The organism is Gordonia aquimaris (assembly GCF_026262595.1).
GTDB lineage: Bacteria > Actinomycetota > Actinomycetes > Mycobacteriales > Mycobacteriaceae > Gordonia > Gordonia tangerina.
Genome location: NZ_JAPKFM010000013.1, coordinates 109,211 through 128,435, shown reverse-complemented (window position 1 = coordinate 128,435; position 19,225 = coordinate 109,211). Strand labels below are relative to the sequence as shown.

Genomic DNA, 19,225 nt, shown 5'->3' with positions numbered 1-19,225 from the left:
CGAGAAGTGCCCAAGGTCAGTGATGACCGGCTGGCCGCGCGCCGTCGAGAGATTCTCGACGGCGCGCGGCACTGCTTCGCCGAATACGGTTATGACGGCGCGACCGTCAAACGCATCGAAGAGTCCACCGGGCTGTCCCGGGGCGCGATCTTCCACCATTTCCGCGACAAGGAAGCGCTGTTCCTCGCCCTTGCCCAGGAGGACGCCGAGCGGATGGCCGATGTCGCGGCCGAACAGGGTCTGGTACAGGTCATGCGCGACATGCTCGCGCGTCCGCAGGATTTCGACTGGCTCGGCACGCGACTGGAGATCGCCCGTAAACTGCGCACCGACTCGTCGTTTCGTTCCACCTGGCTTGCGTTCTCGGGTGACGTGGAGGCCGCGACGCTGCGGCGTCTCGAACGGGGACGACAAGCAGGCAGACTCCGCGATGATGTCGACACCGACGTCCTGGTGAAGTATCTCGACCTCGTTCTCGACGGTCTGATCACCAGACTGGCCACCGGGCAACCGACCGACGATCTGCACGCTGTGCTCGACCTCGTCGAGGAATCGGTGCGCACGAAACGCTGACACTCCGGGCCCGGAGGCGAGCGCGATTTCGGCGTCGAAGGTCCGGCCAGGCCCGTAGAATTGCTCGGGTGGACCGTGCGGCGGCCGGGCGCACACCGATCACATGCAGAGCGCTGATTCGGGGCTCTGCGGGTTTCGGCGCGCTCGGTGCCCTCGCTGCCGTCACATCCCGCACCTCGGCTGCCCAGCCGGCCTCGGCCATCGTGATCGGCAGCGGCTTCGGCGGTGCGGTCGCCGCATTGCGACTCGGCCGTGCCGGCATCCGCACAACCGTCCTCGAACGCGGCAGGCGCTGGCCGATTCGCGCAGACGGCAACACTTTCGCCACCTTCACCAGTCCGGACAAGCGGGCCGCGTGGTTCAGCCCGACCGCCGGGATCTCCGGCCTCCTGCAGATACCCGTCGAGCCGTATCCCGGTGTGCTTGAGAAGATCCAGGGCAACGGGATCGAGGCGGTGTACGGTGCCGGTGTCGGCGGCGGTTCGCTGGTGTTCGGCGCGTTCGCGGCGCAGCCCGACAAGCCCGATTTCGACATGGTCTTTCCCGGTGGCACGGACTACGACGAACTGGCACGGACGTACTATCCGCGGGCGCGGCAGATGATTCGGGCCGCGCCGCTAAGTCCGGACATCCTGGCTCATCCGAATTACGTGGGTGCTCGATCCTGGATCCGGACGGTTGCCCGATATGGCGTGGCGCCGAGCTTCATCGACTATTCGGTGAACTGGGACATCGTCCGCAGCGAACTCGCCGGAACGGCCCCGCCCGGGATCAGCAACGGCGATCTGTCCTATGGCGTCAACAGCGGCGCGAAGACATCCGTGGATCACAACTACCTGCCCGCCGCCGAGGCGACCGGGCACGTCACCATCAAACCCATGCACGAGGTCTTCGAGATCCGACCTCGCAGTCGGCGGCCCGGCTTCGTCGTGCGGGCCCGACTCATCGACGAGCGCCGCACCACGCTGCGGATCGTGACGATGGAGTCCGACTATCTGTTCATGGCGGCCGGCTCATTCCACACGACATCGCTGCTCGTGCGGGCGCGTGCGCTCGGACACCTGCCGCGTCTGTCCCCACACATCGGCGACGGCTTCGGCGCCAACGGAGACTTCGTGGTCCTGCGCACCGCCTTGCGTGACCCCTACGGGCCGATCCAGGGCGGGCCCGGTTACGGGCGAATTCGCGACGATCAGCTCTCGGGCGGACCGGCCGCAATCGTCTATCAGGCCAGTCCCTTCCCGTCGCCGCTGGGCGGGGTCGCGACCACCCACCTGATCCAGGTCCACACCGATGAGCGCGGGAGCATCGATTTCGACCACGCGACCGGCCAGACACGTCTGACGTATCCCTTCGCCGAGGGGACCAGCGTCCTCGACCGACGCGCGTCCGCGTTCGCCGGGCATTTCCATCGCATGACCGAGACGCGACACGGACACCCGCGCAATGGCATCCCGGTGTACAGCCGCGCATCCGGGTTCGGCTCGGGAAGCACCTATCACGGCCTCGGTGGGGTCGTGATCGACCGTGCCGCACGGTCAGACGGATCGGTGATCGGCTATGACAACCTCTATGTCGTGGACGGATCCTTCGCGCCGGGCGCCGTGGGTCTGGTCAACCCGTCGCTGACCATTCTGGCCCTGGCCGAACGCACGATGGACAGGTTCGTCGCCACCCTCTGACAATCGAGGTTCGATCGGGTGGGGTACTGTGATGCACGACACCCCGATCGATCGTTCGGTAACAGTCGACACAGATGTGCAGAGTCGTCCCTTCGTCAGAGGAGTACCACGTGTTCCCCGGAGTCTTCGCCGCTTCCACCCCGGACAAGCCCGCCGTCATTCGCGCCTCCACCGGCGAACAACTCACCTATCGCCAACTCGACGACAACTCCACGCGCCTCGCCAATCACCTGGAATCGCTCGGCCTACGGCCTGGCGACACCGTCGCGATGATCTCGCAAAACGACCTGCACATGTTCGAGGTCTATTGGGCGGCGCTGCGTAGTGGCCTGTATGTGACCGCGATCAACCACCACCTGACCGCCGGGGAGACGAACTACATCCTCGGCGACTGCAACGCCAAGGTGGTTTTCGCCGGCGCGTCAGTGGCCGATGCGGTCGCCGAGAGCGACCAGATCCCAGCGCTGGCCGAGCCCGGTCATCGTCTCGCCTGGGGCGGCGAGATCGCCGGATTCGAATCGTATGATGCCGCGCTCACCACCGCTTCCGATGCCCCGCGCACCGATCAGCCCCGCGGCACCGACATGCTGTACTCGTCCGGGACCACAGGCCGTCCCAAGGGAATTCAGACTCCGTTGCCCCAAGGACAGGTCGACGAGATCCCCGATACCTACACGGCGATCTTCGCCCCGATGTACGGCTACGACGACAACGCCGTCTACCTCTCCCCTGCACCGCTGTATCACGCTGCGCCACTGCGCTACTGCGGAATGACCAACTCGGTCGGCGGGACGGTCGTGTTCCTCGACCGGTTCGACCCCGAGACCGCCCTGAGCGCCATCGAGAAGTTCCGGATCACGCACAGTCAATGGGTACCGACGATGTTCATCCGGATGCTCAAGCTGCCGGCGGATGTCCGCGAGAAGTACGACGTGAGCAGCATCAAGCTCGCCATCCACGCGGCCGCCCCGTGCCCGGTCGACGTCAAGCGCGCGATGATCGAGTGGTGGGGTCCGGTCATCCACGAGTATTACGCCTCCACCGAGGCCGCCGGCGCCACCTTCATCGGACCGCAGGAGGCGCTTGATCATCCCGGCTCGGTCGGCAAGCCGCTGCTGGGTGTGGTGCACATCTGCGACGAGGCCGGCAACGACCTACCCACCGGCGAGGTCGGCCTCGTCTACTTCGAACGCGACGAACCCGCCTTCGAATACCACAACGACCCGGAGAAGACCCGCAGCGCACAACATCCCGAGCACGCGAACTGGGCGAACACTGGCGACATGGGATACGTCGACGGCGAGGGCTATCTGTACCTCACCGACCGCAAGGCGTTCATGATCATCTCCGGCGGGGTCAACATCTATCCGCAGGAAGCGGAGAACGTTCTGGTCAATCACCCCGCCGTGTTCGACGTCGGAGTGATCGGGGTCCCCGACGAGGAGCTCGGCGAAGTCGCGAAGGCCTGTGTCCAACCCGCACCGGGCTACGCGCCATCGCCGGAGCTCGCCGATGAACTGCTCGACTACACCAAGGAGTCGATCGCGGCGTACAAGGCGCCTCGTTCGGTGGACTTCGTCGACGACCTGCCGCGCACACCCACCGGCAAACTGGTGAAAGGTGAACTGCGCAAGCAATATTGGCCCGAGAAGGTGCACTGACGGACAGCTGATCTGGTAGTACGAACCGTGCGGGAACCGCCGGTTCGTACTACGAGATCGCGTGGGTCAGGCGAGTTCGATGAGCTCCTGGTATTCGTCGGACCAGTGGTCCTCGGTGCCGTCCGGCAACAGGATCACGCGCTGCGGGTCCAGTGCGGCCGCGGCGCCGGGGTCGTGGGTCACCAGCACCACCGCACCGGTGTAGCTGCGCAGCGCATCGAGCACCTGTTCACGGGAGATCGGATCGAGGTTGTTGGTCGGTTCGTCGAGTAACAGGACATTCGCCGACGAGGAGACCAACCCGGCCAGGGTCAGTCGTGTCTTCTCGCCGCCGGACAGCGTGCCGGCCGGCTGGTCGAGTTGCGCGCCGCTGAACATGAAGGCGCCCAGTAGACCTCGAAGATCCTGCTCGCCCGCGTCCGGTGCGGCATGGCGGATGTTCTCCCAGACCGTCGCCATGTCGTCAAGAGTGTCGTGCTCCTGCGCGAAGTAGCCGATCTTGAGCCCGTAGCCGGGTTCGATCGAGCCGATGTCAGATTTCTCGACCCCCGCCAGGAGCTTGAGCAGGGTGGTCTTGCCCGCACCGTTGAGGCCGAGCACAACCACCCGGCTGCCCTTGTCGATCGCCAGGTCGACGCCGGTGAAGATCTCGAGCGACCCATAGGTTTTCGTCAAACCGCTGGCCATGAGCGGAGTCTTGCCGCAGGTGGCCGGTTCCGGGAACCGGATGCGTGCGGTGCGGTCGGACACGCGTTCCTCGTCGAGCGAGTCGAGCATGCGATCGGCGCGTTTGAGCATGTTCTGTGCGGCGGTGGCCTTGGTCGCCTTGGCGCCGAGTTTGGCCGCCTGCGCGCGCAACGCGCCGGCCTTCTTCTCCGCGTTGGCACGTTCGCGCTTGCGTCGTTGTTCGTCGGTGGCACGCGCGTCGAGGTAGCGTTTCCAGCCCATGTTGTAGACGTCTGCCTCACCGCGGACGGCGTCGAGGAACCACACTCGGTTCACGACGTCGGCCAACAGCTCCACGTCGTGGCTGATCACGACAAGGCCGCCCTCGTGGTTCTGCAGGAAGCCCCGTAACCAGGCGATCGAATCGGCGTCGAGGTGGTTGGTCGGCTCATCCAGCAACAGGGTGGTGTCAGACTTGCCGGCGTCATCGGAGGCGGCGAACAGGATGCGCGCCAGCTCGATACGACGTCGCTGACCTCCGGAGAGCGTGCCGAGCGGCTGACCCAGAACCCGGTCCGGCAAACCGAGGCTGTGGCAGATCCGGGCCGCATCCGATTCGGCCACGTAACCGCCCAGGGCGGCGAACCGCTCCTCGAGCTGCCCGTACTTATGCACCGCCTTGTCACGCACGCGGTCATCGGCCGCCTCGGCCATCAGCGCTTGCTGCTTCTCCATCTGACGCAGGATGGCGTCGAGTCCGCGGGCCGAGAGCACCCGGTCCTTGGCGAGGACGTCGAGATCGCCCTCCTTGGGGTCCTGCGGGAGATATCCGAGGTCGCCGCTGCGCAGCACGCTGCCCGCATACGGCTCGGTCTCACCGGCCAGGATGCGCAGGGTGGTCGTCTTGCCGGCCCCGTTTCGGCCGACGAGACCGATACGGTCGCCGGGCTGAATGCGCAGCGCATCGCCGGGCGCCGCCAACAGTGTCCGCGCGCCCGCTCGAACTTCCAGGTCAGTCGCGGTGATCACGGCGAACCAGTCTACCTGCGCAGCGGCTCAGACCTATCCGGCCGACTCTGCCCGAACGATCGATCGGCCCGATACGGTGAGTGCGTGAGTGAACCGCAACGCACCTCGACCATGATCAACGCCCCTGGCGACCTGACCGGAAAGTGCGCCGTGGTGACCGGCGCCAGCCGTGGTATCGGGCTGGCCATCGCCACCGAACTGGCACGATGCGGAGCTTCGGTGGTGATCACCGCACGCAAACCGGATCCGTTGGCCGCCGCCGCCGAGGATATCCGGGCCGCCGTGGCCGGTGCCACCATCGTCACGTCCCCCGGCAATGCCGGTGACGAATCTCACCGCGCCGAGGCGATCGCCGCTGCAGTCGAACTCGGTGGTGTGGACATTCTGGTGAACAACACCGGCATCAACCCGATCATGGGCCCCCTGATGGACGCCGATCTCAGCGCCGTCCGCAAGATCTTCGATGTCAACGTCGCCGGCACCCTCGGATTCATCCAGGAGGCCTATCGCGCCGGGATGCGCGAGCACGGCGGGTCCATCGTCAACATCTCCTCGGTGGCCGGACTGCGGTCGACCGGCGCGATCGCCGCCTACGGGGCGTCGAAGGCGGCGTTGATCCGGTTGACCGAAGAACTCGCGTGGGAACTGGGGCCCGGGATCCGGGTGAACGCGATCGCCCCATCGGTGGTGCGGACGACCTTCGCTTCCGGACTGATCGCCGGTGACAACGAGGCGCGCATCGCCGCCGGCTACCCGATGGCCCGTATCGGCGAACCCGTGGACGTGGCCCGCGCGGCCGCATTTCTCGCAGGCGACGCATCGGCCTGGATCACCGGAGAGACCATTCGCGTGGACGGCGGCATGATGGCCACCGGCGGCGCGTGAGGATGTGACAACGCACGTCGCAGTCCTCGGTGCAGGACCCTCGGGCCGCGGCCTCGCCCATCGACTCCTCGTGGCCGGCCTCGACGTCACGGTGGTGGAGGCCCACCCGAGCCGGCCGTGGTTGGCGACCTATGCCTGCTGGAGCGACGAACTCCCGGCCTGGCTGGACCCGTCCACGATCGCCGCCCAGGTGAGTGCTGTCGGAGTGATCGGCCACACCGCAACCGAACTCGCTCGCGGATACAGCGTGTTCCACACCGCCGCGCTGCAGCGCAAGCTCACGCTCGACGACGCGCGGGTGGTCGGCGGACGCGTCGCAGACGTCGATGGTGGGCGCATCCGCCTCACCGACGGAACAACTGTCACTGCCGACGTGGTGGTCGACTGTCGCGGATCGTCGGCGCGCCACGCGCCGCGCCAGACGGCTTTCGGCATCGTCGTCGACGCGGCCACCGCGCGCCGCCATCTCGACAGCGCCGACGCCGTTCTGATGGATTGGCGTGCCACCGAGCGTGATCCGGGTGCCCTGCCGTCATTCCTGTACGCCATCCCGCTCGGTGATGACGAGTTTCTCCTCGAGGAGACGTGCCTGGCCGGTCGGCCCGCACTGTCGCTCGACGTGCTCGAGCATCGTCTGCGCAGTCGTCTCCGGGGCACCCCAACCGGCGTCCGACGAACCGAGCGGGTGTCGTTTCCGTTGACGGCGACGTCCGGACGACCCTGGCGACCCCGGCCGTTGCGCCACGGAGCCGCCGGTGGCCTCCTGCATCCCACCACCGGATACAGCGTCGCGTCGGCACTGTGCGAGGCCGATCGGCTGGTCGGGGCGATCTCCGCCGGCCGCGACCCGGCGTCGACCCTGTGGCCTCGGAGCGCACGGGCGGTGTACCGCCTCCGCTTGCGGGGGCTCGCCGTGCTGCTCCGACTCGACGCCGAGGAGACCATCGGCTTCTTCGACGCCTTCTTCGCCATGCCGTTGACCGCCCAACGCAGCTATCTCAGCGACCGTGGCGACCTGTCCGGGACCCTGGCCGCCATGGCGCGAGTGTTCGCCGGTCTCGACATGTCCGTGCGAGCCGACGTCGCCCGAGGGTGTCTGGACCGGCCACCACCGTCCGGCGACGTCCCCGATTGAGCTGCTGCCCGACCATCGCCTACTCTAGGTTAGCCTTGCCTTGCCTAATTGAGGTTTCTCAAGGTGACCAAGGTTTCGTTGGACGTTCAGAGGAGACGGTCGGTGACCAGTTCTGCCACCGGTGTACACAGTCCCGCTCGATCCGGCCCGGTCTCGATCTGCGCGGTGATCTGCTGCTACACGACCGACCGGTGGTCGGTGGCCACTCGCGGCATTGACGCGGTGGCGCGACAGCTCGCGCCGACCGATCGGCTGCTCATCGTGGTCGACCACAATGCGGCTCTGCGCCGGCGATTCCTCGACCACGTCGACGAACAGCGGCCGGTAGGCGTTGCGACCGATCAGATCGTCGTGGTGGACAACGCAGGTGAGACTGGTTTGTCCGGCGCGCGCAACACCGGACTGGCCAACGCCACCGAGGACGTGCTCGTCTTCCTCGACGACGACGCGATCGTCCGACCGGGCGGGCTCGACGAGGTACGGATCGCGTTCACCGATGCCGCGACCGTGGCGATCGGCGGTGGCGTCCACCCCGCGTGGGACGGTCGGGCCCCGAGGTGGTTTCCCCGTGAGTTCGGCTGGGTGATCGGATGCGACTATCGCGGAATCGCGGCCGACGGCGGCGAGATCCGTAACCCGATCGGTGCCGCGATGGCGGTTCGACGTGCCGCACTCGAGACGATCGGGGGCTTCGCCACCGAACTGGGGCGAGTCGGCACGATCCCGGCCGGCTGCGAGGAGACGCTGATGGGAATCGAGTTGCGCCGGGCCTACCCCGACGGCCGGATACTGCGACGGGTCGCTTTCGCGGTCGACCATCACGTGCCTGCGCAGCGTGCCGACCTACGCTACTTCCTGTCCCGCTGTCGTCACGAAGGCCAGTCGAAGGCGCTGCTGAGTCGCATCGCCGGACCATCGCAGGCGCTGTCCGCCGAGATCAGGTTCGTGGCGGCGACGGTGACCACCGCAGTCGCCCGATACACCGCCCGGTTCTTCCACGGTGACCGCAGCGCCGCAGCGCGCCTGGCCGTTATGGTCCTCGGCGTGGCCGTGACCGCGATCGGCACACTGATCGGATCGCTTCGCGGCGCCCCGTCGGCTGCCCGGCCCTCGGTTCCCGGAAGGTCACACACCCCGGTGACCGCCGACGATCTGGTGTCGATCGTGATCCCGTCGGTCGGCCGAGACCTGTTGCCGCTCACGGTGCACGCGCTGCTGGCACAGGAGAGCCCGAACATCGAGGTGATCGTGGTGGACAATCGTCCCGCGCGGGGTGACGCCCGCGCGCTGGTCAGCGCGATCACCGACGGTCGGTTACGCGTCGTCGACCAGCCCCGCGCTGGTGTGTCCGCCGCCCGCAACGCCGGCATCGCGGCGGCGTCCGGGCGCATCATCGCCTTCACCGACGACGACGCGATCCCCGATCCCGACTGGGTGACACGGATTCTCGACACCTTCGCCGCCGACTCCACCGGCAGCCTGGGCGCGGTCAGTGGTCGCGTGTTCAGCACCGAACAGACGACCGAGATCCAGGGATGGTTCGAGGCCACCGGAATGTTCGACAAGGGCCCCACCGCCACCGTCTGGTCGATGGCGCCGCAGCCCGCCCACCGGGTGCTCGGCGAACAGGGGCCCACCGGGGTCTTCTTCCCTTACGTGGCGGGGCAATTCGGCTCCGGCAACAACATGGCGTTCACCGCGGAAGCGCTGTCACGCATCGGTGGGTTCGACGAACGACTGGGAACCGGGACGCCCTCGCGTGGGGGTGAGGATCTCGATGGCTTTCGCTCGGCGATCCTCGCCGGATGGACAGTCTGCTATCGCCCGGAGATGATCGTGCGTCATCATCATCGCGACACGATGGCGGATTTGCGTGCCCAGTGCTACGGCTACGGCACCGGCATGGCCGCGTCGTTGGCCAAGGTACTCGGCTCGCGTCATGCGCTCGGCGTGCTTCGGTGCCTACCGCTGGGGCTCTGGTTGTTGTTCGCACCGGGGTCGACGCGCAACGAGATCTTCCCGGACGCCTGGCCTCGGCACCTGCGCGCTCTCGAACAGCTCGGATACCTCACCGGTCCATGGCTGTTCGTGCGTACGCATCTGCAGCTGCGTCGACGCACCGTGGCCGGCCCGAGGAGGCGGCAGTCGTGACCACCACCGTCGCCGAGCCGGTCGGTACGCATACGAACGCCGAGTCGACCGCCTACGGGTGGTCTCCGCGCGTGGGGTTGTATTCCGCTGCTCTGCTGGGTCTCTCGCTGCTGCTGATCACGCTGTGGCAGTCGGTCATGCCCGATACCGCGCCGCCCACGGCAGTCCGGGTGGTGCTTGTCGTCGCCGGGGTGATGTTCCTGCCGGGTATTCCCGTGGTGATCGCGCTGCGGATCCCGGGGCGGGCCTTGAGCACGGTCTTGGCTGTGTCGGTGTCCGTGTCGATCAATGCGCTCGCCGCACAGGTGAGCATCGTCGCCGAGGCGTGGAACCCGCTGCGCACCCAGAGCATCGTCGTGATCCTGGGCCTGGTGGCGTGCGCCGTCGCCTTCCGTACGGTCCCGGCGCGTACCTCGAGCGGTCCGATCGGGTTCGCCCGTCACCGGTGGACGGGCCGACGAGGATGCGAACTGCTCGCACTCGCCGTCGCGGTGGTGATGTTCGTCGCCGCGGCGCGCAGCATCGATGTCCTCGACGCCGGCCACTACGGCGTCATCGCCCTGGTGGGCCCCTGGTACATCGTCGGCATAGCCATCGTCGCCGGCGTCCTCGTGTCGGCGTTGCGAGCCCGGCGTCTCGACACGGTCGTGCTCGGCGCGCTCACCACCGTGATCATCCTCTTCAACACCATGCTGGTGGGACTGGCCACCGGCCAGACCTCGATCCCGACGTCCTTCGTGCACCGTGGATTCATCTCGATCCTCGCCGAGTCGCATCACCTGCCCAGCCAGATCGACGCGCGGTTCAGTTGGGCCGGGTTCTTTGCGCTGAGCGCCGGAATCCAGGACCTCACCGGATTGTCCGACGTGACCGCGTTGATGATGTGGGCGCCTCTGGTCTCCGGGATCGTGTTGTCGTTCGGGCTCTATGCCATCGCCATCGCGATCACCGGTCGCGCACGCCTCGCGTGGCTGGCGGTGTTCCTGTACCACGCCACCAACTGGTACCAGCAGGACTACTTCGCCCCGCAGGCGATGGCGATGATCGGCTACACCGCGATCATCGCGACACTGTTCTGGCAGCTACGCCGCGCCCCACTGCCACCGCTGACCGGTGACACGCGCGGACAACGCATCCGACAGGCGATCTCCCGCACCCCCGGCCGCGTCCCCGGCTTCGGTCCCGGACGCACACTCGCCGTGGGCGCCGTCGTGCTGGTGATCATCACGGCGAACACCGTGACCCACCAGATCACACCGATGCTGACCGTGCTGGCACTCGCCGCCTTCGCGCTCACCGGGGCCACCCGGTACCGAACACTCTGGCTGGCAGCGGGTCTCATCTTCGCGGCGTGGTTCACCTACGGCGCGACGGACTACTGGTTCGGGCATCTGCCATCGGTGGTCAGCGAGATCGGTCAGGTCGGGCAATCGGTGAACGCGGGCGTCGGTGATCGCCTCAACGGAGATCCCACCTACCAGCGGATGCAGTACCTGAGGATGGCGGCCTCCGGCGGTTTCGTGCTGCTGGGGCTGGTGGGGTGGAGTCTGTGGCGTGGCAGACGGTCCTGGGCGGTGGGCGGCATGGTGTGCGCGTCGCCGTTCGTCCTCGTCTTCCTGCAGAGCTACGGCGGCGAGATGATCCTGCGTGCCTTCCTGCTCGCCTCCCCCACCGTGGCCCCGTTCGCCGCACTCGCGCTGGCCCTCCTCGCGCCCCGGCTGCGCCGGATGTTAGCACCCGCAGTCGTGGTCGGCGCGATGGTCCTCGTGACCCTGCTGGGTGTGCTGGAGACGACCAATCGCGGACTCAACACCGCTTTCGAGGCCACCACCCGCGACGAGGTGGCCGTGACAGACGCGTTCATCGCCGCCGCGCCACCCGATGCGCGGGTGTTGAGTTTCGGCTACGCACCGCAGAGCGTCGGGGTGCGCCGCACACTCGACCCGGCCGGCCCACAGTTGTTCACCGTCGACAGCTACGACTGTCTCGACGATCTGGCGAGGTGCGCCGACGAACACGGTCCCGACTACCTCTACATTCCCAATCAGGGACTGCAGATGATCGCCTTGCAGTACGGCGTGCCACTGGCCGAGGTACACGATGAGATCGACGCGATCCTGGCGTCCGGCACCTATGTCACCGACGTCGACACCGACTCGGTGACGATTCTGCGGCGCGTCACCGAACCGTCGATCGACTACTCCGGAGTACTCGGGCCCAACTATCGACGGGATCTGCCATGAACGTCTCGATCGTGTTCTTCATCACCTGCGGACTGCTCCTGTTGTGCGGGGACCTGCTGCGCGAGTTGACCGTCGCCTCGACCGGAACGATCGGGCGGCAGGCGTCGGCGCACCGCTTGACCGCGGTGCTGGCCATCTGCACGGTGGCCACCGCCTACGTCACGCTCATGCGGTTGGCCGAGGCCCTGTGAGGGTGGGCCCTGTGAGGGTGGGCGCGGTGAGGGTCGGCGCGGTGAGGGTGGGCGCGTCACGTCGCCTGCTCAGTACCGCACTGGTCCCGCTCGTCGCCATGGTGTCCGCCTGCACCGCGGCATCGGGGTCCGCCGATGAAGCAGCGACCACCGGTGGCGCAGCCTGTCCGCAGCCCGATGCGGTGAATGCAACGGCACCGGCACCATCGGCGGCGGGACCTGCGTGGGAACAGGTCTTCGTCGACGACTTCGATCGGTGTTCGCTCGGCGAACAGTGGGGTACCTATGCGGGCAGCCCGGGCGGCAATCCCGTGGGGACATGGGACGAGTCGATGGTCACGCTGGCCGACGGCACGCTTCGGCTCGCCGGCCAACGGACACCCACCGGATGGGTGACCGGCGGTGTCTCCAATTATCCGGTGACCCAGACCTATGGGCGGTGGGAGGTGCGCATGCGCGCCGATCCCAGCGCCGACCTGTCCTACCACCTACTCCTGTGGCCGCAGAACGAGCAGTGGCCGCCGGAGATCGACTTCGCCGAATCGGTGTCGGCGATGCGCGACGAGATGTCGGCGTTCGTGCACTGGCAGAGCGCGGGCCAGAACCGAAAGGCCAACGCCGACATCGCGGGTCGCTTCATCGACTGGCACACGGTCGGGGTCGAGTGGCTGCCGGGCCTGATCCGCTACCTGCTCGACGGCCAGGTGTGGGCCGAGGTGCGTTCGGCCGACATGGTTCCGAACACGCCCATGTGGCTCGGCATGCAAGTCGAGGCAGGTGCCTGCGAGCGGCGCCTGGACTGGGGTATGACGCCGTGCGGCGATGATGAACCGAGGCCGCAGAGCGCGGATCTCGAGGTGGACTGGGTCAGTGTGTACCGACCGAGCGCAGAGTTCGCCTCGGCCGCCGAGGGCTACTTCAGCCCCACCCCCGGTGCGATACAGATCGGCGAGTGAGTCACCCCGGATATCGCCGCGGTGGCCGATCGAGCAGGGCGCGGGCCACGGGAATGGCCACCAGCACGGTGGTGATCGCCTCGGCCACGATCATGGCCCATCCCGCGCCGGCCAGTCCGTCCCGGGAGATCCACAGCGCACAGAGGGTGAGCATCACGACGGCATTGAGCGACTGGACCAGCAGTGCGGGAAGCAGTCTGCGCCGCATCCGGCAGATCGCGGTGAACGCCAGTCCGGCCACGGCGCAGGGAATCGCGATCGCAGCCAACCGCATCAGCGGTGTCCCCGCATCACTGTAACCGGGCCCTGCGAGTCGCAGGAGCAGCGGCCCGACGGTCAGCAAACCGAGCGACGCGACCCCCGCCACCACCGCCAGGATCGCTACGAAACGTCTCGTCAACGACACCACGTCCTCGGGCGCCGCGCTGACCGCGGCAACATAGGGTCCCATCAGCATCGTCATCAGCACCAACACGGCACTCACCAGCGACCATACGATCGCGAAATAGGCGTTGGACTCGGCGCCGAGAAGTCCGATCACCACCGGCGGCAACAGCAGCGGCGTCAGCGAACTCGCGACGTAGATGCCGTAGTTGCCGGCGATGAAGCGCCACTGCTGCGACCACGGGGGCAGATCCACGTCGACGGCCGCGGGTGTGCGCGCCGCCTGCACCAACGCGCGGCGTGCCACCACCCACAGAGCACCGCTCAACAAGGCTGCGGTCACCACCCAACCGAGAATCATGCCCAGACGTCCGGCCACCGCCGCCACACCCGCCGCCACAAGGAGTTTCAGGACGGCGTGGGCGATGTTCTTGCGCGCCGCCCAATCGGCGCGTTGCATCGCGATCGAGATGTGGTCGAGCAGCGCGAACCCCGACAGCACCACCACCACAACCGGAAACAGTGCCATCTGCGCCGGCGAGGCGAACATCTCTGAAGTGGGGCCGACGAGCAGGAAGCCGAGTCCGAGCAGAGCTCCCACCGAGGCGCCGACGGCGAGTCCTCGGATGGGGAGCCGCACGCTGCGAGCGCCCGCGATCGGCAGGAACCGCTCGAAATACGCGCCCAACCCGAGATTCCCGAAGGCCGACAACATCGTCGCGGTGGTGATGACCGCTGCCGCAGCGCCGACCTCGCCGGGCGGGTAGAGACGGCCCATCACGATCCAGTAGACGAGCCCGACCCCCGCGGTGACGACGCCGGAGATCGCGAGCGCCAGGGAGTTCCGCTCGATTCCGGGTGCCACCGACGTCCGCGACCCCATTGCTTCCCCATTTCGTGTAGGAGATCCCACAGCGCAGCTACCGAGCCGCCCCGCTCCGACAGGTAACAGTAGGCTAACCTAACCAATGTCTCGCACGTACCTCGCCGCGAGCACGAACAGGGGGTCCAGTCCGGTGACACCACAAGCAGTCCTGAGCGACAGGTTCGCTGCTGTGGTGTCCGCACACGCCGACCGCACGGCGGTGCACACCGGGCAGGCCTTGATCACCTACGCGGAACTGGGACGGCAGGTCGCACAGCGCAGCGACCGGATCGGCGGGGCCGACGACCCGCGGCCGCTGGCGGTGCGTCTCGACGGGTCCGGCGACGCGGTGGCCGCACTGATCGCCGCGCTGCTGTCGGGCCGTCCGGTGGTTCCCGTCGACGCCGCCCTGCCATCCGAGCGGGTGCGCGCCATGGTCGGCGCGGTGCACGCGCGTGCGTTCCCGGGCTGCGATCTCCCGGGCTGCGACCTCCCGGCTGCGGCGACCGCCGCCGGGCCACCGCCCCCGACCGTGCGGATACCGCCGTCGTGCCTGGTGATCGCGTTCACCTCGGGTAGCACGGGTCGGCCGAAGGCCGTCTTGCATCCGGCTGCATTGTGGCTCAACCAGATCGAGGAACTCGGTGAGGAACTCGGCCTGGGCCCCGACCACCGGGCCGCTCAGGCCCTGCCGGTCGGATACGGCGGCGGGCTCGACATCACCCTGGGCGCCCTCTTCAACGGTGCGACGCTGCACCTGGTGGAACCCCGCCTCGACGGCGTCGACGCGGCAGTGCGGGCGCTGCGGCACCACGCGCCGGACTCTCTGCACCTGAGTCCGGCCCTCCTCCGTGCGATCTGCGGCGCACCCGACGCCCATGCGGCACTACACGCTGTGGGTGTGGTCGCCACCTGCGGCGAAGCCGTCCACTCGGCGGATGTGCGGGCGCTACGCGCACTCGCCCCCTCGGCGACGTTCATCAATAGATCGGGTTCTTCGGAGACCGGGAACCTCACCTTCAACGTGGTTCCGCCCGCATGCCCGCTGCCGGACGGGATGCTCAGCGCCGGCCGACCGGCGCGGCACAAGCAGATCCGCATCGTCGACGACGCCGGAACCACGTTACCCGACGGCGAGATCGGGCACGTCCATGTCACTTCGGCCCACATCGCGTCGGGCTACGTCGTCGACGGCCGGGTAGAGCTCTTCGAATCCGCTGCTGACGGGCGCCGCGACCACAGACTGGGTGACCGGGGTCGCTTCCACGATGGCGAGCTGCATCTCGTGGGCCGCACCGACGACACCATCAAGATCCGCGGCTACCGCGTGGACATCGCCGAGATCACCTCGGCCGCGATGGCCGTCGCGGGCATCGACGATGCGGTCGTCACGATCACCACGACGCGGGGACGTCCCGAGATCGTGGCCCATCTGGCCCCGACTCCGGGCAGGCGGCCTCCCGCGGTCGCCGACGTCCGTGCCGCGCTGGGCACGGTGCTGCCGACCTGGATGCAGCCGACCCATCTCATCATGGTTGCGGCACTGCCCCGCACCAGCAGCGGCAAGGTCGACCGCACCGCCCTGCCCGACCCGGTCGATCGTGCGCCGCGGGTGGCGCCGAGAAGTGTGACGGAGGGTCTGCTGGCGCCGATCTGGGCGGATCTGTTGTCGGTGAGCGATATCGGCGCCGACGACGACTTCACGTCTCTCGGCGGTGACTCGTTGACCGCTGTCGAACTGATCCGGCGGATCGAGGACACCTTCGGCGTCCGGATCTCCCCGTCGACCGTTGTCAGCGCCGGCACCCTGGCCGCGCTGGCCACGCGCATCGATGGACAAGCCGACCATGCCGGCGCCGGAGTTGTTGCCGAACTCCCGTCCGTGGACGACAACTTCATTCGATGGGCCGGGCGACCGCTGGTCTTCGCGTTCGCCGGCGCCGGCGAAGCTGCGCTCGCGTTCGCACCGCTGTCGCGTCGGATGCGGGGATACCGAGTGATCGGATTACAGGCGCATGCCCTGGAGCGCCGCGGACTGCCCGATTGGACCATCACTCGCGCGGCCCGTCGGTGCGTCGACCACATCACCGCGATCGACCCGACCGGACCGTATCAGTTCGTCGGACACTCCCTCGGCGGCGTGATCGCCATGGAGGCCGCGCGCATCCTGGCCCGATCCGGCCGAGAGGTCAGTCACATCGTCTGCCTCGACACCATTCTCACCGGTCCGCTGGGCACCCGCAGCAGTGTCGCGTTGACCGACTGCACCGCGTCGGCGGCGCACGCGGCGCAGTCGCGCGCCCCGGCCCGGCGCACCGAGTTGTGGCGCACCCGCATGGCTCTGTTGACCGCCGGGTGGTGGCGGCGACCAACCGAAGCACAGTGGGCGCTGTTCCACGAGCTCGGCCGCCGTTCGGCGATGCTGCATCGACTGCGGCCCTATCCCGGTGCCCTCACCGCCGTGCTGGCCGAGGACAATCCGGATCTCGCGGAGTGGTGGTATTCGGTGGCACCCGAGTGCCGCGCGGTCCACCGCGTCGGCGGCGATCACAACGGCATGCTGCGCTCACCGCATGTCGATCGCACCGCCGACCTCGTCCGATCCGCATTGTCGGGAGTGCCGGTGTGAGCGCACGATTCGCCGCACACATCATGGCGCACGACAAACCTCAGCTGCTCGGCGCTCTCGTCGAGTCGTTGCACCACGCCCGCATCGACGTCTACATCCACATCGATGCAGGTGTGGCGCAACCGATGTTCGTCGATGCGCTACCCCGCGGGATCACCGCACACTTCGTGCCGCACCACCGACGGGTACGGGTCCGGTGGGGCGGGCTGAGTCAACTGCGCGCCACCTTCGCACTGCTCGACCAAGCCCGAGCCAACGGCGGCCGCTATCACCGGCATTCACTTCTGTCCGGGACCGACGTGCTGCTGCGCGACCTGCCCGAACTGATCGACCTGTGGTCCGGCGACGACGAACTGATCCGGGTCGACCGACGGATCGACAGCCCCGATCAGCCGATGGCGCAGAAGATCACCACGTACCACTTCCCCGACCATCCCCTGCTCGACCGGCTTCGGCTCTCCGGCCGGATACCACGCAGGACGGACATCACCCTGCCGATCTTCCAGGGATCGCAATGGTGGTCGCTCACCGATGACGCGGTCGCCGCAGCCCGCAAGGTGATCGACGATCACCCGAAGTGGCTGCGACGCCACCGCTTCTCGCACTGTCCCGACGAATTCGTGATCCACTCGGCGCTGATGGCGACCCGCTACCGGGAAATGATCGCGCAGGAGTACTCCGCGCTCACCGAGTGTCCTGATCACACGGTGCACGGTCAGCATTTCATCGACTGGTCGGATCCGACGGCACTGCGACCGCCCGAGCTGACCGCCGAATCGCTTGCGCGCGCACGCGCCGGTCCGGCCATGTTCGCCCGCAAGGCCGGCGCCGACTGGACCTGGCGGATGGCACCCACATGCTGAACCGTTCCACCAACACCGCCAACCGGGTCACCGCCAACCGATTGGTGGTCAACGCCGGTGCGCTGATGATCTCGTCGCTGGCGACCGGGCTGCTGGGCCTCGTCTACTGGGTTGTCGCGGGGCGATGTTTTCCCGCGGCGGCAGTCGGCCAGGCCTCTGCGGTGGTCAGCACCGCCACCGCGTTGGCATCGCTGTCATGTCTGTCGCTCGGTGGCGCCTTCCAACGGTTCCTGCCCATCGCCGGCGACCGGTCGGCGAGGTTGGTGGCCGGCGGCTACGCGATCGTCTGCACCGCCGCGGTGGTCTTGGGCACCGGATTCGTGCTGACGGGATTCGGCGACCGCATCCTGCTGACCACCGTCGAGAGGGCCACGTTTCCTCTGGTGGTGATCGTGTTCGCCCTCTACGCGCTCACCGATCCGATCCTGACCGGCCTACGGCGCGCACCAGCCGTGGCCACCAAGAACATCACGTTGTCGGTGATCAAGATCGTCCCGTTGTTCCTACTGGCCGGCAGCGGTTCGGCACTGTCGATCACCGGATCGTGGACGGTGCTGGCCGCCGTCATCACCACCGCCTTCGTGTTCCACGCGGTGCGTCACGCAGCCGCCCGGCGCGGCGAGAGGGGCGACCAGCTCCCGCCCGCCCGCGAGATGCTCGCCTTTCAAGGCGCCTTCTTCACCATGACCCTGGTCAGTTCCACCACGCCGTTGGTGGTGCCGTTGATCGTCGTGCACGAGTTGGGCACCACCGCCAATGCCTACTTCAACCTCGCGTGGACGATGTGTACGGCTGCCGGGCTGCTGCGCAGCGCGGTCGGTTCCGCGTTCGTAGTGGAAGCGTCCCAACCCTCTGCGGATCGTCCGGCGCTGCTTCGTCATCTGCGACGCATGCTGACCGGCGTCACCGCGCTGACCGTTGTCGGCGTGGCCATCGGCGGACCCATCGTCCTGCTCCTCGCCGGCCGCGAGTACGTCGAGTCCGCCGGCTGGTTGATGGTGATCATGGCAGGCACCGCGGTCGTGGAGACGGTGGTGCTCACCTACTTCCTCATCGCGCAGTTGCAGCGGCGAATGCGGCTGATGCTGATCACGCAGATCGTGATGGTGATCGTCACCGTTGGCGGAGCATTCGTCCTGATCGGACCTCTCGGCCTGACCGGGGTCGGGCTTGCCTCGCTGTCATCGGCCACCGTGGCGTTGGCGCTCGTCGCACGGCCCCTCGCACGCGGCGTTCGGGAGATGGCGGGCGAACCGTCACCGGTCGCACCGGCCCGCCCGCTGGTGGGGTGAGCAGGCTCAGCAAGCCGCGG

Annotated in this window: 14 protein-coding genes; 12 read left to right on the top strand and 2 right to left on the bottom strand. The window is 67.8% G+C overall.

Translation table 11 applies throughout. From position 1 onward, the window contains the following. The first annotated feature begins 6 nt into the window (after positions 1 to 6). The 3 genes from OSB52_RS13780 to OSB52_RS13770 all read left to right on the top strand — a co-directional run bounded on the left by OSB52_RS13780 (position 7) and on the right by OSB52_RS13770 (position 3,916). Positions 7 to 573, top strand: coding sequence for a TetR/AcrR family transcriptional regulator (locus OSB52_RS13780; protein ID WP_266062227.1), 567 nt, complete (start codon positions 7 to 9; stop codon positions 571 to 573). Between the two features lie 68 nt (positions 574 to 641). Beyond that, positions 642 to 2,255, top strand: a complete 1,614-nt coding sequence (locus OSB52_RS13775) for a GMC oxidoreductase (RefSeq protein ID WP_266062225.1) — start codon at positions 642 to 644, stop codon at positions 2,253 to 2,255. A 110-nt stretch (positions 2,256 to 2,365) separates the two neighbouring features. Beyond that, positions 2,366 to 3,916: an acyl-CoA synthetase gene (locus OSB52_RS13770; protein ID WP_266062224.1), complete on the top strand. Its 1,551-nt coding sequence runs from the start codon at positions 2,366 to 2,368 to the stop codon at positions 3,914 to 3,916. Between the two features lie 66 nt (positions 3,917 to 3,982). Here OSB52_RS13770 and OSB52_RS13765 read toward each other — a convergent pair whose 3' ends face one another. Then, a complete protein-coding gene (locus tag OSB52_RS13765; RefSeq protein WP_235722026.1) occupies positions 3,983 to 5,611 on the bottom strand; it encodes an ABC-F family ATP-binding cassette domain-containing protein in 1,629 nt (542 codons plus the stop codon). Positions 5,612 to 5,722: 111 nt separating this feature from the next. Between OSB52_RS13765 and OSB52_RS13760 the strand changes: the two genes are divergently transcribed. From OSB52_RS13760 to OSB52_RS13735, 6 genes are all read left to right on the top strand, one after another. Beyond that, positions 5,723 to 6,496, top strand: a complete 774-nt coding sequence (locus tag OSB52_RS13760) for an SDR family oxidoreductase (protein WP_235722355.1) — start codon at positions 5,723 to 5,725, stop codon at positions 6,494 to 6,496. A 4-nt stretch (positions 6,497 to 6,500) separates the two neighbouring features. After that, complete coding sequence (locus OSB52_RS13755) at positions 6,501 to 7,631, top strand: lycopene cyclase family protein (RefSeq protein WP_235722027.1); 1,131 nt, start codon at positions 6,501 to 6,503, stop codon at positions 7,629 to 7,631. Positions 7,632 to 7,733: 102 nt separating this feature from the next. Beyond that, positions 7,734 to 9,782, top strand: a complete 2,049-nt coding sequence (locus OSB52_RS13750; RefSeq protein ID WP_266062222.1) for a glycosyltransferase — start codon at positions 7,734 to 7,736, stop codon at positions 9,780 to 9,782. Further along, entirely contained in the window at positions 9,779 to 12,025 is a 2,247-nt protein-coding gene (locus OSB52_RS13745) for a hypothetical protein (protein WP_266062221.1), read from the top strand. The genes OSB52_RS13750 and OSB52_RS13745 overlap by 4 nt, the downstream gene beginning before the upstream one ends. After that, complete coding sequence (locus OSB52_RS13740) at positions 12,022 to 12,216, top strand: hypothetical protein (RefSeq protein WP_235722030.1); 195 nt, start codon at positions 12,022 to 12,024, stop codon at positions 12,214 to 12,216. The genes OSB52_RS13745 and OSB52_RS13740 overlap by 4 nt, the downstream gene beginning before the upstream one ends. A 26-nt stretch (positions 12,217 to 12,242) precedes the next feature. Then, on the top strand, positions 12,243 to 13,172 hold the full coding sequence (locus OSB52_RS13735) for a glycoside hydrolase family 16 protein (protein WP_235722031.1): 930 nt from the start codon (positions 12,243 to 12,245) through the stop codon (positions 13,170 to 13,172). Position 13,173: 1 nt separating this feature from the next. On the opposite strand, the gene OSB52_RS13730 is transcribed toward OSB52_RS13735, so the two are convergent. Beyond that, positions 13,174 to 14,439, bottom strand: coding sequence for a lipopolysaccharide biosynthesis protein (locus OSB52_RS13730; protein WP_266062219.1), 1,266 nt, complete (start codon positions 14,437 to 14,439; stop codon positions 13,174 to 13,176). 175 nt (positions 14,440 to 14,614) lie between these two features. Here OSB52_RS13730 and OSB52_RS13725 point away from each other — a divergent pair, with 175 nt between their 5' ends. From OSB52_RS13725 to OSB52_RS13715, 3 genes are read left to right on the top strand one after another with little or no spacing between them, the layout of a single operon-like run. Next, positions 14,615 to 17,050 carry an AMP-binding protein gene (locus OSB52_RS13725; protein WP_266062217.1) on the top strand — a complete coding sequence of 812 codons (2,436 nt, stop codon included), beginning with the start codon at positions 14,615 to 14,617 and terminating at the stop codon, positions 17,048 to 17,050. Continuing rightward, a complete protein-coding gene (locus OSB52_RS13720) occupies positions 17,047 to 17,913 on the top strand; it encodes a beta-1,6-N-acetylglucosaminyltransferase (RefSeq protein WP_266062216.1) in 867 nt (288 codons plus the stop codon). Before OSB52_RS13725 ends, OSB52_RS13720 begins: the two co-directional genes overlap by 4 nt. Further along, entirely contained in the window at positions 17,907 to 19,205 is a 1,299-nt protein-coding gene (locus tag OSB52_RS13715) for a lipopolysaccharide biosynthesis protein (RefSeq protein ID WP_235722035.1), read from the top strand. The genes OSB52_RS13720 and OSB52_RS13715 overlap by 7 nt, the downstream gene beginning before the upstream one ends. Positions 19,206 to 19,225 lie beyond the last annotated feature (20 nt).

Bases quoted from the DNA above. Each gene is read 5' to 3' on its own strand.
- OSB52_RS13715 (WP_235722035.1), top strand. From the start codon at position 17,907: ATGCTGAACCGTTCCACCAACACCGCCAACCGGGTCACCGCCAACCGA.
- OSB52_RS13760 (WP_235722355.1), top strand. From the start codon at position 5,723: ATGATCAACGCCCCTGGCGACCTGACCGGAAAGTGCGCCGTGGTGACC.
- OSB52_RS13730 (WP_266062219.1), bottom strand. From the start codon at position 14,439: ATGGGGTCGCGGACGTCGGTGGCACCCGGAATCGAGCGGAACTCCCTG.
- OSB52_RS13740 (WP_235722030.1), top strand. From the start codon at position 12,022: ATGAACGTCTCGATCGTGTTCTTCATCACCTGCGGACTGCTCCTGTTG.